This window comes from Metabacillus arenae (genome assembly GCF_014773385.1).
In the GTDB taxonomy this organism is placed as follows: Bacteria; Bacillota; Bacilli; order Bacillales; family Bacillaceae; genus Metabacillus_D; species Metabacillus_D arenae.
In genome coordinates this window covers 39,500-54,263 of the sequence record NZ_JACXAI010000022.1, presented here as the reverse complement: position 1 = coordinate 54,263, position 14,764 = coordinate 39,500, and the positions used below count along the sequence as shown (strand labels likewise).

Genomic DNA, 14,764 nt, shown 5'->3' with positions numbered 1-14,764 from the left:
TAGGAAGTGTAAATCTTCATTTACGCAGATGTTAAGATAGAATAAAGAAAAAGATAATGGCAAGGAAGATGGAGTATTTCATAGAGAATGTTGTATATTTTTATAATCATTCAATAATATTCTATTCGTCTTAATAAGTAGGTTCCCTTTTTTATAAAAAGCAAAAAAATGCTTGGATAAACTTTCTACCCAAGCGTTTATTTAGATATTATTGCAGCAGCAGGATTGCGTCGGCAATCGGGCGTTCATCTGTTTGATCAGATGGCCTTGTGACTAATGTATCGTTAGCGGTCATCGCAGTAGATCCGCCGCCATCAAGATTGAGCGCATCCACTGCACCCAGCGATTTCATAATCCTTGCACTCTCTTCAAAATTCGCACCAACACTCCAGCCTGGGGCGCGTCCGTCAATTGTTACGAAAAGAAGATTTCCGTTTTCCTTAACTCCTGCAAGTGTTCTTGGATTGCGACGTTCCCCGAATCGGTAATAAAACTCAGGATTTTCTTCCCAGTGAAATCCTTCCTCTACAGCGTTAATGGCTAGTTTACGATTTTCTATTAAGCGGGGTCCTCCGTTGATAATTCCAGATGTTTGTTCCAATTTTAATGGTTTTCCATCAGCCTTAATTTTACTTTTAACCTGAATATTCATCCCTTCTTGTGCATGATCGCTAAGCCACTGGGCTGCCTCTTTCGTTCCTGCAAGTACTGAACCTTTACTCGGAATTTCTCCGCCGCGATTGTTGCGTAATTCAATGACATCACCAGACTCATTCAATACTACTTCAACACCGTCCCCAACTTCCGTCTTCTCCCCAAATGCTCGTGTAAATTGGATCAATTCACTATCATCTTTACAAGTATAATCATGCTTCGGTTCCTCAGTTATCGTGTCTCCACCTGTGCCGCCGCAGCCGCGAATCAATCCCGGCTTACGATTCACTCCATCAACTTCCCTTACTGCGCCGTTAGACGAAACAGCTATAATGGAAGAGGAAAATGAGGCGATGGCTGCATTTGTTTTTGAAGAAGGAAGAAGAAGACTCGAGCGGCCGTTAACTGCTTCACTAATGAGTTTTCCATTCACAACTGAAATACCAGCAAGATCGCCGGGTGTTCCATCATTGCTTCCGACTACAAAATATCCTCCATTTATTCCAGCTAATGCGTGGTTCCTTTCTGCCATTTTAGTTAAAGTTTCTTTTCCTTGCACTGTATCATTAGCTAACTTAGGCACAATTTTCCCTTTAAATTTATCTGGATCAACTTCAATCACATTAATCACCCACGGTCCTGTCGTCCTCTGACCATCTTCACCAGTAAAGACAACACGAAGGCCGGTATATCCATTATCAGATAATTTTTGCTGAAGAGCTACTGCATCTGCTTCCAATTGAAAAACACCAACACGGACAAGAAATCCGAGCGGCCCCTTTTCTTTGTCATCCATCGCTCTTTCAGTTACTCTATCAATACGAATTTCATTATATCCGTCATTTTTAAGTTTTTTCGCTAATGTTTTTGCCTGTTTGTACGTGTCAACGAAATCAACATCCACGGTAAAAAAGTCTTTATCTGATTGTTTTCCGCGAGTGATCTTAGTGTGAGTGACTCCTGGGGCTAATTTCACGGCTGTCCGGTATTCCTTTAAATTAGGTGTACCAAGAGGAAGAGCATTTTTCTCAACTTGCATTACCGAATGTTTCTTTGTCTCTGCATGAACCGGCAACTCTGAAACATTAAAAAGCAGAACAGAAGCTAGACTAATAGAGGCGATAGGTAAAATTGCTTTTTTCATAGATTTCCTCACTATTTCCACTCCTTCAGTACTCTAAGATTAATATAGTAAATTAAAATTAAAACGGATTTATTTTATTATCCTTTCTAAGCAATGACCAGACCTTTAGCAGAAACAGCTCGGACACTAAAACCTTCAAAAGCCTGTAATAATTGATTTTCATTATAAGATAGGGATATTAAGTAGATATTAATTATTTATTGCAACAGCAATAGAATTTTATGGATTTTTGTAAACTTTACACGGATTGTGTTGAATGGTTTGTTCTAATAACGAATGAAGTAACAGGTAAAAGCAAAAAATCCTGTTTATAATCAAACAGGATTTTGATCAAACTTTTTTAAATCCACATCATGTGAATAATTTTTGAGAAGTTTCTTATAAAATCTTCTCTAATTTATGAACATAGCATAAAAGGAACTATTTGTTCTTAATTGCTGCAATTTGAATTCGTTTATAATCAGCTTCCCATATGCCATCTTTATATAAATCGGGCTGAATCTTATTTTTTATTTTTCTGTAAATGTCCATTTTTTCTTCTTTAGAGAACTCAGGGAAAAAGTCATCAGCAAAACTGTCCAGCCAATGATTCAACCCCTTTTCTCCATCCGTTAATGGGGTAGGCCGATCAAAATGATGGGCATATGATACTTTAAATCCGTTCTTTTCAAGTAGAGTACTATATTCCCCTATACTTGGAAAATACCATGGGTTTCTTTTTGTTGCATGTATTCCATATTCTTGAGAAAGTACCTCTGTTATTCCCCGAATAACGGTTTGGACATTTCCTTTCCCACCAAATTCAGCAACAAAGCGGCCACCTGGATATAATGCTTGCTTAACCGATTCGATCACTTTCTCCGCTTGTTTCATCCAATGAAGGGAAGCATTCGAAAAAACTGCATCATATTTTTCATTGGTTCTAAATGTTTCTCCATCATCAATTATGAACGGGATTTGAGGATATTTTTCGCATGCCTTTTTAATCATTTCATCGGAGGAATCAATTCCCGTCACAATCGCACCAGACTTAGAAATTTCGTATGAAAGATCCCCCGTCCCACAGCCCAAATCAAGAATTTTCTCTCCTCTTTGCGGCTGAAGCAGCTCAACTACTCCTTTGCCAAAATGGGATACAAAGCTTAATTTTCCATCGTACAAATCGGCATTCCAAGCATTCACAGAACCCATGTTGTAACACTCCTTCATTTGGAAATATTTATAATTTTATATTTTTTATGATAATCTATAAAACAAAGATTCGTCTAAGATATATAATCTATTATATTAATAGCTGCAAGCTATGGAGGAATAGGATGGAAATGAGACTATTTGAGTATGCATTGGAAATATATAAAACAAAGAGTTTTACAAAAGCTGCTTCCCATCTTCACATTGCACAGCCATCTTTAAGTAAACAAATTGACAAATTGGAACAGGAACTCGATGTCTATTTGTTTCATCGAAAGCCTGGCTATCCAGTAGAACCAACTCCTGATGGTTTTGTGTTTGTTAAACAAGCTGAGAAGATCTTACAAATGCGTGATGACCTAAGACGAGAGATTCTTGAACGGAAAGAAGGAGTAAGAGGTGAATTAAAGATTGGCTCAACCGCTATTACTGGCGGACATATTTTGCCTCCACTTCTTAAAATCTATAAAGAACAATTTCCAAATGTATGTATTGAACTAATTGAAGAATCAACAGAAAAGCTATTAGACTTAACCGCGAGGGGGTTAGTTGATCTTTCTATCCTGTCACTACCAATAGAAGATTCCCGTTTACATACAAAAACAATGCTTACTGAGCCGCTTTATCTTGTATTACCAAATGAACAAAAACAATGGATGCCAGAAAAAGTAAAACAGATAATGTCTTCTTCTATATTAATCAAACAAAATACTTTGCCTATTGAGGATTTCGCCAATTGTCCATTTATTTTATTGAAACAAGGATATGGTTTTCGGCGTACAGTACTAGAATTATGTGCGCGAGGCGGATTTGGACCACAGATTGCCTATGAAACAAGCAGCATTGAAACAGCCCAATCCCTTGTCGAACATGGTCTCGGCCTTACAATTGTTCCCGAAATGGGTATTCACCGAAGTTCTTATCAAACCTCCCTTCACTATATGAAATTAGATTCAAACCCTACTCGTACATTAGTGTTTACCTATAAAAAGGAACGTTATCTAAGTATGAATGCAAGAGCTTTAATAGAAATCTATGAAAAACAAGCAAACTCAAGGTATTAAACTGTATCTGATAGTTTTCATTTGATCTTTTCTGTATAACATATACAACCTTGGTTTACATTCCATTGTTTGAAAAGCAGCATTCTTACGTTAAAAATTGGACTCCTTCAAAAAAGTTGTTTCAGGAGAGTCAATAGTAATGGCAACGGACCTTCTACTAACTGTAGGTAAAGGACAAGGTATGTTTGAAGTCGCTCATGCTTTTAAAATGAAAGATAAGCTACTAGAAGAACTTGTGTTAGAGAAGTTCGAAATTGAACGGGAATATTATAAAAGATATATGCGGAAAAATGTGCTCCCTTATTACTATTTTTTAAAAGAAGCACGGACTTGTTAGATACACTACCACTTGGAAAGGTGATCAATTTCCGATCCTAAATTTCATCAGATAAAGATACCATTCCGTTAACAAGACATCGTTTCCTGGTGAAATAATTAAAGAATAGGGTGCAAATGAAAATCTAAAGGATTAAGGGGAATAGAATGATCACTCTTGCTCTTTTCCAGGCTTTTCTTCCCGCTTTTTCTCATGCTTGAATTCTTGGCTTTAAGGACTTCTCTTTCTTTTATTTCTCGCTTTTAATCCTTGATATATCAGGCTTTCCCCCGCTTTTAATCAAACGATTGATTAAACCGAAGTCTTTAGAGAGTTAGCTTGTGAAAGCTTTCTTTCCCCTTCATTTAATAATGGTTTCTAATAGTAGAGTAAATTAATTTGTTTTATATTGTAACTTATATCATAGATTAAAATGATGACATCAAAACTTAAGGAGGAGAGTATGAAAGCAATTGTATGCACAAAATACGGTTCACCCGATGTTCTGGAACTCAAAGAGGTAGAAAAACCTACTCCCAAGGACAATGAAATACTGGTAAGTATTCATGCGACAACAGTAGCATCAGGTGACTTAAGAGTTCGGAGTTTCAATAGTCCAATCTTATACTGGATCCCGATGCGAATAATCTTAGGTCTCAGAAAACCAAGAATGCCTATACTTGGGGTGGAGTTAGCCGGGGAAATTGAAGCAATAGGCAAAGATGTAAAACGATTTAAGAAAGGTGACCAGGTTTTTGTATTAACTGGAATGAGGTTTGGCGCTTATGCCGAATACACATGTCTGCCTGAAGACGGAATGGTAGCAATAAAGCCGGACAATTTGACCTATGAGGAAGCTGCTGCCGTTCCTTTTGGGGGAACTTCAGCGTTGCATTTTCTTAGAAAAGGCAATATCCAGAATGGACAAAAAGTTCTTATCTATGGAGCTTCCGGGGCGGTAGGGACTTCCGCGGTACAGCTTGCCAAATACTTTGGGGCAGAAGTTACCGGGGTATGCAGTACCATAAATTTAGAATTGGTAAAATCTCTAGGAGCCGATCAGGTAATTGATTACACAAAAGAGGATTTTACAAAAAGAGGAGAGCTTTATGATATCATCTTTGATGCAGTTGGGAAAATCTCAAAAGCAAATTGCAAGAAAGCACTAACTCCGAAAGGGACTTACGTGTCAGTTGAAGGGCAGGGGGTGGCAAAGGAACGTATTGAAGATTTAATTTTCCTCAAAGAGCTCGTTGAGACAGGAAAGATAAAATCGGTCATAGATAGACGCTATCAGCTGGTACAAATCCCAGAGGCTCACAGATATGTAGAAAAAGGGCACAAAAAGGGAAATGTAGTTATAACTTTGGTTCATAATGAAAAAAACTAATAAAGCTTTGCACTCAACCGCTATTCTCTCCGGCTTACGCCATAAACTAATAATTCCACGCAAAAGACATAATGAAGCTTGATTTTTGCGTGGAAGTGAATGTTATTTTAAAACTTTAGCTGCCCATATTTCAATTTTTATTTCTGGTAACCCTAATTCAAAAATATAGCCTATCGTCATTGCTGGATATTCATGACCGAACTATTCCTTCCATTTGGTATATAAATAATCCCAATCAATTTTTTGTGTTGCCCAGATGTTTACTTTTATAATATTTTTAATAGTCAATTCTTCAGAATTTATTACTGATTTAATATTATTAAAAGTGTTGCTAATTTGTTCGTTCATATTTTCTGGAAACTTCCCATCCAATTCAGTTCCAATCTAACCAGTCAATTTCCTCAAAACTGAGTAATTAGTTCTTCATTTATTAAGTCCACGTATCTATCAAAATCAGGTTGTTCTTCTTCAAGCATTTTTAATACATGTTTTCCAATAATTTCTTCGGCTTGTTTGATATCTATACTTTGTCCGTCTTCAAAAGTATTTTCTCGTTTTCCATTCATAATTGTCTTTTTCGCTTTATTTAACCATGGGTACATCGTATTTACGACTGAACTATTCGATAAGAAATAACTCGCCGTATTTCCACCCAATAAAGTAATTTGCTCTGATATTTCATTACTATTTATCCATTTTAAAAATTCGATACTTTCATTTACGTTATTTGTTTTTTTCGTCACTCCCAAAATACCACCACCTAATAAAGGTGTATCTCCTGGTACATTTGCAATTCCGATTGAATCTTTAATATTACTTTGGGATACAACAGATAAGTGGTTCATAAACCCTATGACCATTGCAGACTTTCCATCTACAAAGTTTTTTACTTCTTCTCCCCACCAATTTGTATCTACAACTTTAGAATTTCGATAATTTTCATAAAGTAGTTTCATTGCATTTTTTGCAATGTCCTTATCTAGTTTTATTTCTGAATCATTAAGTAAGGATCCTTTAAGAGAGTAATATCGAAGTAAATATTCTGTAGCGATGGTGTTATCATTTCCAGTAATCATTGATGCCCCATGAACTCCTTTTAATAAATCAAAATCACTTTCATTAAAAAATTTCAAGATTTCATTATACGTATCAAAATTTGTTGGAATCTTTAATTCTGATTTTGTTTTCTCAAAATATTTACGTTTAACAATTTCATTTTCAAAGATATCCTTTCGATAAAATAACATTTGTATACTAATATCAAAAGGCAGAGCATAGGTTACATCATTAATATTGGCATAGTAGTCTTTTAAAAAATACGGTAAATTATCTATTACACGATCCAGGTTTGTATCTAAACCTTGTAAATATTTAAAGATCTTTTGACCATACCAAGATAACCCTACAACATCTAGACGAATAATGTCATAGATTTCCCATTTTTCAACATCTTTAATAATATCAAATATGTCATTAGTCTTTTTTATATCTAGATTTACACGGATATTTGTGTTCTTTTCGAAATGTGGAATGATTTTCTTAAGTGCTTTGGTTGCTGGTGATTCGATCGTTAACATGTTAATTTGCTTATCATATTTTCTATAATTTACAACCTTTTCTAAAAACCCAATATTTTGATATTTTTTTGAATGGCTTTTTTCCTTTAAATTAATATTAAGAATGATTTTCTTAACCACGTTTTCTCCTACATAGCCATAATCTTGAAAATAATAGAATATTTCATTGCTATATGAATTTTTAAAGGGTGCCAAAGCAATTAATTTAGGCAAAGGTTTGGTTGATCCGTAATGATAAGCCTTTATTAGCATGACTGCTTTAGAAACGTTTGTAGTAATGATCCAATCAAAAGACGTACTTTGCATCAAGTCGAATGCATTTTCGTACTCATGTGCCATATTTGAATGGGAAATTACTACGTTTTTATTATTTACTTGTTTTAAAAAAGTTGAAATAAAGTCATGTTCATTGGAATGTTTATCTTCATCTGTAAAAACACCAATCGTATTCACATTCAACTGATTGATATACTCTGCAATGTCCATACCTGCTTGTTTGAAATCAAACGAGATAAACTCTAAAGCATTTTTCGTATGACGGTTTAAAAAAACAATATCACTTTTATTAATAGAAAGATGATTATAGTACTCATTAGCATCATCTAAAGAAGAAACTGTAATGATCCCTGAAGGTCGTTCTCTTATGATTTCTTTTATAATTTCCAATTCTTTGATTGGGTTATCATACGTGCAATACAATTTAATTTGATAATCTCTTGTAGCCGCTTCCCTTAAAGCACTTTCATAAAATGCAGCATACTCACCTAAAGAGATAGTTGGTAAAATCATAATAATGGTTTGACTTTTACCTGAACGTAATAATTTGGCATTATTATTGAGGTTGTATCCTAATTCTTCAGCAACCTTCAGAACAAGTTCCATTTTTTTCGAGCTAACATTTCCTTTGCCATTTAATACATTAGAAACTGTTCCGTGTGAGACACCAGCTGCTTTAGCAATATCTAATATTGTTACCATCTTTTCCACTCCTAGAAAAACAAAAAGGTTCTTCTATTTTAACAAATAATAACTATTAGCTTAGTAATATTTAATAATAATCTACATGAACTTAACAATTCCATCCTTTTAGAATTGTTAATAGGTCATCATAAGCCCCTTTGTTCGAAATTACCCAATCGCCATGATCTAAATAATGTAATTCACGACCATCAAAATGAGAAACCTTCATACCTAATTCTTTGGCAAAAACAAGTTGGGCTGCTAAATCCCAAGGCCCAGCTTTCGATGTAGCAAATGCTGCAAACTTACCGGTAATGACATGGATGCTATCAATGCCTCCACAACCAAAATAACGAATATCAAAGGATTCCTCTGCCAATCTTCCAAAACATTCTTTCCCATACCAATCTCGAACATCTGCTGAAATAAGCCCTTCCTGTAATGAAATCTCTTCTGGCATTGGTAATTTTTGATTATTTAAAAAGGCCCCTTTATTTTCAATGGCATAATATAAATCATCATTCATTACATCAAAAATATAGCCTAATTTTCCGATGTCATTTTCGTAATAAGCAATTAAAACACAAAAATGGTCTAGTTGTTTTACAAGGTTTGCGGTCCCATCAATCGGATCAATGATCCATACATGCTTTCTATTATCACTTATTTTTAATTCTGGAGATTCTTCTCCGACAATAAAATGTGTTGGATAGGTTTCTGTAATTTTTCGAACAAGAAAATCTTGAACTTTTTTATCTATATTTGTCACAAGGTCTTTGCGATTTATTTTTGTTTCAATCATTAAATCATCTGATAATGAACCTTTTATAATTGGAACAATTTCGTTTAACCATTCCAAAATTTGAGTATGCATTTTTTGTAATTTGTCCATATTGTACCTTCTTTTCCGATGGCGAAAACATTTACCATTTTTTATTATTTTTTTAGTTTTTCTCTATAGGTATATAAATGATTGGGCCAATCCGTTTGGATGATGTCAGCCTTTTTTTCTACGAGTATTTTCCAACCGAATTCTGGACCTTTAATAATGGAAACATCATCATCAAATTCTGCAAATAAATTCGTGTTATCATGAAGGCGAATGGCATTAATCCATATTAATAAATCTTTCTCTTTGATTTTGTTGATTGTTTCATCTTGAAACAATGGACTATCTTGATTTTCTGCAATGAATTCCATACCTATCAAATTAATATTTTCATACGCTTCAACTTCTTTTATGTCTGATAGCTCGAAAATGATCGGCATGTAGGAATACTTCACTGGATGAGCATCTAGAATATCCAAATAGCTTTTTTGAACTGGAGATTTCAATAGTAATTGCTCTTTCATATTAAACTGATCAAGAAAAGGAAGAAATGTATCCCAATAATCCCAAGAACGATCTAAATTTATGAGCATATCTCCTCTAAATGTATTTAATACGTCTTTCAATTTCTCCACTTTTAAATTGATAGAAATACCCCAATTATTTCTATAATGGAGTGAGTCAATCTCGGCTGAATCCATTGTTTTTATATCACGATCTTGACCTAAAAGTCTTTTTTCATCTCCATCATGAAAAACATAAAATTCTCCATCTGTTGAACGAATAATATCCATTTCCAACATATCTGCGCCGGATTGTGATGCAGCATAAAAAGAGGGGATCGTATTTTCTACAATATTTCCCATACTGCTCCCTTTATGAACGGTGATTAAAAAAGGATTGTTATCTAATTTATCTTTGATGATATTCATATGAAACCTCTCTTATAAAATATTTTTCTTTTTACTACCTCTCCCATAAACAAAGTAAATAACGATTGCAGAAATAACCATTAAAATAACTGAGTAAACAAAATTCATTGCCTTCGCATCAATCGAAGCTGTTGGATCTGTGTTATTTCGAATCACAATACCAAGAGGTTGATACAATGGATGATATAAAAACACGGTTAAATCATAATCTGCTAATAAACTATTAAAGTTTAATGCCAGTATAGCTAACGTTGTCGGTAAAACAATTGGTAGAATCACACGAATAAATGTATAGAAGGAACCTGCGCCTAAATTTTTAGCAGCATCCTCAAGCGAGCTGTCAAATGAGTAATAAGCCGCCTTCAAAATCCGCAATGTAAAAGGAATTTTTTCAATCACATAAGCAATTAACAACAAGCTTAAAGTTCCTGTCAAAACTATATCCCCTATAATTGGTAATGGTTTATCAAAGGTGATAATTAATCCTAAAGCCATTAATATACCTGGTATTAACCACGGAATATGGAATAAATACTCTAAAGTAGTTGTTAATTTATTGTTATATCTGTGGATTAAACGCGCGATAAATAACATCGCTCCTACGACAATAAGGGCTGCTAACCCAGAATAGATCATGCTTATTACAAAGGGTTCATATGCTGATGCATCAGTTAAGATTTTTCCGTAATTTTCTAACGTAAAATGATCCCATGAAAGTGTTCCAGTACTGATGCTATACGTATCTGTAAAGGAGAAAATGATAACCGCAGCTATTGGCAATACATAGATCGCAAAAATGACATATGCAAAGAAGTGGACAATAAAATTGACAGTCTTATTTTCTATTTTTTGCTTCACTATTTTCGTTTTCACTTTTGAAACCGACATATAAAAGCCTTTTTTCTCAGCTCTCGTTATAAAATAAAGTAAAACAATTTGGGAAATCCCTAAAAAAATCGCTAACAATGCAGCAAGATCTCTGGAACTCATACTATTAGCAAATGTTAATATCATTGGACTAATCGTTTGAAAGTTTTCTCCGCCTACAATTAACGGAGCAGAGAACGCACCTATGCCTGTGGCAAATAACAAAACCGATAATGTTGTTAATACTGGTTTTAACACAGGAAGAACAATTTTGGTGAGAATTTCCCCAGAGGGAGCTCCCATATTTTTTGCTGCTTCCACCGTTTGATAATCAATGCTTTTAATGGCATTCGAAAGAAAAATGATATGATTTGTCGTACAAGCAAACGTCATCACAAACACAACTGCCGGATAACCGATAAACCAATCCGGATTCATGTTTGGAAAGATTTTCACAAGTAATTTCGTTAAAAATCCTGTATTTCCATAAATAAATTGATATCCAGCTACTAAAATGAGTCCTCCATAGATCATAGTCGTAAAATAACCGAGTCTTAAGACTTTGGCACCTTTGATATCAAAATAATCTGTGACTAGCACTAGAAAAATCCCAACGATGTTGACAGTGAAGACTAATGTAATCCCTAATAGAAAGCTATTAGCTAAACTTTTCATTGCTCTTTCAGATGAAAGTAATTTTTGAAACGGCTCTAATGAAAAGGCACCCTCTGCAAAAAATGTTGTATAAAGAATATTTACATTTGGGAGAATGAGAAAGGTTGTAATAAACCAAGTGAGAATAATCCCGACAAGCCAAAGATAGAGTTTATTTTGAATATGAGTGTTTATAAATTTATTCATTATGATTCTCCTAATATTGAAGTATGTCTTTTGGATTTATAAACAATGTTACTTCGTCGCCCTCAGAATATTGAAAATTCCCATCTTCTTTCTCGATATTGATTAGAGAAGAACCCATTACCTCATATTTATATTGAGAGTATGTGCCATAAAATTCTTTCGCCACTACTTTTGCGTCAAGTGCTACAGATTGGTTATCACGATCTAGTATTTTTGTTTTTATCTTTTCTGATCTGATATAATATTTTTTTGCTAAATCTAATTTAATCCCTGATTTTTTTGAAATTTCATCTATTACTTCTTTGCTGATAGAATTTGCCTCACCGATGAAATTACAGACAAACTCTGTTTTTGACTGATTGTAGATTTCCTCTGGTATACCAACTTGCTCTACAACCCCATTATTAAAAACAGCCACGCGATCTGACAATGTTAAGGCTTCTTCTTGATCATGCGTCACATAAACCGTGGTAATCCCTTGTTCCATTTGCAATTTTTTCAGTTCTTTTCTTAATTGTTTTCGCAGCTTTGCGTCCAAGTTTGACAAAGGTTCATCTAAAACAATGATTTTTGGAGAAAGCGCCAATGCTCGCGCAATCGCTACACGTTGTTGTTGTCCACCTGATAATTCAGATACATTTTTCTTCAGCTTATCTTCTTTTAAATCGACAACATTAGCAATTTCATCTACACGCCTTTTAATCTCTTCTTTTTTATATTTTTGAACTTTTAATCCAAAGGCAATGTTTTCATACACGGTCATAGTTGGAAAAAGTGCATAGCTTTGAAAAACCATTCCAATTTGTCGTTTTTCAATTGGAGAATGTGTAATATCCTCGCCATCGACAATAATCCTTCCATTTGCAGGTGTTATAAATCCTACTAATGTTCGTAATGTCGTTGTTTTCCCACAACCAGACGGTCCTAAAAATGTAAAAAATTCTCCTTCTTTTATATCTAGATTTAAATTTTGTATCGCTACAAAATCGTCAAATTTTACTTGTATATCTTGAAAACGAATCAAATGATAACCTCCTTATCATGAAAACCGCCAAATCCCATCTGGCTTTGACAGTTTTAACCGTTTTTCTTACTAGGGGAAGTAAGAAAAGAACGTTTTTCAAATTCAAGTTGCCCACCTAAAAGACAGGACTGAACGGTAGGAAGTATGAATAAATCTTCGGCTCAGTTCTGCCTTGATTAACCATAGGCTAATAGAGGCGCTTTTGCTTTTATTAGAATATCTCTAATTCAATTTTTTCTACCCAATCGTCAATATGTTCAGATATGAACGTGTAATCCAGTTCTTGAACTGTTGTGATTTCACCAATTTGTTTCATTCTATCTGTTGCTTTTTCAACTGCTTTTGTATTGACAGGTAAAGATCCAAATTGTTCAGCCCAAGCACCTTGAACTTCTGCACTTCCAAACCAGTTAATAAAATCTTCTGCTGCTGCAGTATCTTGATCTTTTCCTTTATTAATAATTCCTACTTGCTCAACGATCGTTGGTACACCAATTGGCGGTGAAACAACCCCAGCTTCAAAACCAAATTCCTTTTCTATACCAGGTAAACCACTTGAAAATGTGAATGATATTGGAACTTTTCCAGAAGCAAGGTTTGCGTTAACATCTTCACCTTCTGGGGCTTTATATCCATTGTTAAAGAACGTTTTAATATCTTTCCAGCCTTCTTCAGATATACCTAAATCACCATTCTTATCCACATGTCTCATTAACATTCCATAGACAACTGCTCGATTAGTAGCTCCGCCTAAATCACCTGGAACATGGTATTTCCCTTTAAATTTTTCATTTTCAATTAAATCTGTCCAATCTTTAGGAGCTGTTTCTTTTGTATAAACATCTTTGTTATATAACATAATAATTCTTTGCTCTACAAGTGGATGATAGAAATTATCTTTTTCACTTGCACCTTCTGGAATTTCATTCATCCATGTTGGTTTAAACGGAATTAGTAAATCATTTGCTTTTAATGATTCAAAGTCCATTTGAGTTAAACCAAAAACAACATCAGCTAAAGGATTATTCTTTTCAGAAACTAAACGGTTAAATAGATCTCCACCACCTGCTTCAACTAGTTCAAGCTCAAAGCCTGCTTCAGCAGCTTTTTCTTTTAACCAATCTCCACGTCCATTTGATAAAGAGTTTGAATAAACAACAAGAGATTTTTTTTCGTCTTTTGTTTCTGTTGCTGTGTTTTTTTCTGTTGATTTATTACCTATACAACCTGCTAAAATACTTACTACCAACATGAATGACATAACTAGTAGAAATGTTTTTTTTGCTTTCATTGTTATTCTCCTTTTATAAGTTCACTTGTTTTTTATGCCGAAAAATTCAATCATATTGGAAAATGATTTATTGCATCTCATTACTGCTTTTCATTTTTATTGTATCCTCCTTTAATTTTTTGGAACGTGTCAATTTCTATTACGATTTCATTATATTTGGGCAATAAATGACCGTCAATACGATTTACTGTTGTTTAACACTGCCTTTACAAGGGTTTACAAACTTTATAGTTTTGATTGCAATTTAGTAATTATGGTAAAATAACAAAAAGCACCGTTCGTTTAGTAATTCAACTAAATCGAATTTCCTTGTTTGTCTTTACACAAAAAAGGATGCCTCAAAACTAGGCATTCCTAGGTTTGAGGCATCCTACTAAAATATATTTTTTTACAATATATTTTTATTAAACATTTAGAAATTTGAATTAACTAGGATGTTACTTTTGCAAATCCACCTGGTAATAACTAGGTGAAGGGGTATCTTGTAAGTCGAGAATGAGTGATTAACATTCAGAGCATTTAACTTACTAATGTATAAAAATAAAATTGAAGGAAAACTACTAGAAAATCCTCTAGTAAATGAATTAATTTGGATCCAACTTAAGAAGGAAAGCCCTGGTTTTAAGGGGAATTTTGGATTAAATACATAAATATCCATAGTTAT

The 14,764-nt window shown here is 34.1% G+C and carries 10 protein-coding genes and 2 pseudogenes; 3 read left to right on the top strand and 9 right to left on the bottom strand.

The window, feature by feature from the left end; translation table 11 throughout:
• Nucleotides 1-208 precede the first annotated feature (208 nt).
• Together IC621_RS27050 and IC621_RS16455 are read right to left on the bottom strand one after the other, a co-directional pair.
• Nucleotides 209-1,810, bottom strand: coding sequence for a phosphodiester glycosidase family protein (locus IC621_RS27050; protein ID WP_191159418.1), 1,602 nt, complete (start codon nt 1,808-1,810; stop codon nt 209-211).
• A 408-nt stretch (nt 1,811-2,218) separates the two neighbouring features.
• Nucleotides 2,219-2,989, bottom strand: a complete 771-nt coding sequence (locus IC621_RS16455) for a class I SAM-dependent methyltransferase (protein WP_191159417.1) — start codon at nt 2,987-2,989, stop codon at nt 2,219-2,221.
• Nucleotides 2,990-3,114: 125 nt separating this feature from the next.
• On the opposite strand from IC621_RS16455, the gene IC621_RS16450 reads away from it, so the two are divergent.
• The 3 genes and pseudogenes from IC621_RS16450 to IC621_RS16440 all read left to right on the top strand — a co-directional run bounded on the left by IC621_RS16450 (nt 3,115) and on the right by IC621_RS16440 (nt 5,759).
• The gene (locus tag IC621_RS16450; RefSeq protein WP_191159416.1) at nt 3,115-4,053 is read left to right on the top strand and encodes a LysR family transcriptional regulator; all 939 of its coding nucleotides are present in this window, start codon (nt 3,115-3,117) and stop codon (nt 4,051-4,053) included.
• 97 nt (nt 4,054-4,150) lie between these two features.
• Nucleotides 4,151-4,330, top strand: a pseudogene (locus tag IC621_RS16445) (hypothetical protein); the annotation flags it as partial.
• Between the two features lie 502 nt (nt 4,331-4,832).
• A complete protein-coding gene (locus IC621_RS16440) occupies nt 4,833-5,759 on the top strand; it encodes an NAD(P)-dependent alcohol dehydrogenase (RefSeq protein WP_191159415.1) in 927 nt (308 codons plus the stop codon).
• A 102-nt stretch (nt 5,760-5,861) separates the two neighbouring features.
• Here the strand turns inward: IC621_RS16440 and IC621_RS26545 are convergent.
• The 7 genes and pseudogenes from IC621_RS26545 to IC621_RS16410 form a co-directional block, all read right to left on the bottom strand.
• Nucleotides 5,862-6,143 (bottom strand): annotated as a pseudogene (locus IC621_RS26545) (RidA family protein); the annotation flags it as partial.
• Between the two features lie 17 nt (nt 6,144-6,160).
• Entirely contained in the window at nt 6,161-8,314 is a 2,154-nt protein-coding gene (locus IC621_RS16435) for an extracellular solute-binding protein (RefSeq protein WP_191159414.1), read from the bottom strand.
• A gap of 91 nt (nt 8,315-8,405) precedes the next feature.
• The gene (locus IC621_RS16430) at nt 8,406-9,188 is read right to left on the bottom strand and encodes an inositol monophosphatase family protein (RefSeq protein WP_191159413.1); all 783 of its coding nucleotides are present in this window, start codon (nt 9,186-9,188) and stop codon (nt 8,406-8,408) included.
• Nucleotides 9,189-9,232: 44 nt separating this feature from the next.
• Entirely contained in the window at nt 9,233-10,057 is an 825-nt protein-coding gene (locus tag IC621_RS16425; protein WP_191159412.1) for a glycerophosphodiester phosphodiesterase family protein, read from the bottom strand.
• A gap of 12 nt (nt 10,058-10,069) precedes the next feature.
• Nucleotides 10,070-11,785, bottom strand: a complete 1,716-nt coding sequence (locus IC621_RS16420) for an ABC transporter permease (RefSeq protein WP_191159411.1) — start codon at nt 11,783-11,785, stop codon at nt 10,070-10,072.
• 10 nt (nt 11,786-11,795) lie between these two features.
• Nucleotides 11,796-12,809: an ABC transporter ATP-binding protein gene (locus tag IC621_RS16415; protein ID WP_191159410.1), complete on the bottom strand. Its 1,014-nt coding sequence runs from the start codon at nt 12,807-12,809 to the stop codon at nt 11,796-11,798.
• A 211-nt stretch (nt 12,810-13,020) separates the two neighbouring features.
• Nucleotides 13,021-14,100 (bottom strand): extracellular solute-binding protein, encoded by a 1,080-nt coding sequence (locus IC621_RS16410; protein WP_191159409.1) that lies wholly within the window; start codon nt 14,098-14,100, stop codon nt 13,021-13,023.
• Nucleotides 14,101-14,764 lie beyond the last annotated feature (664 nt).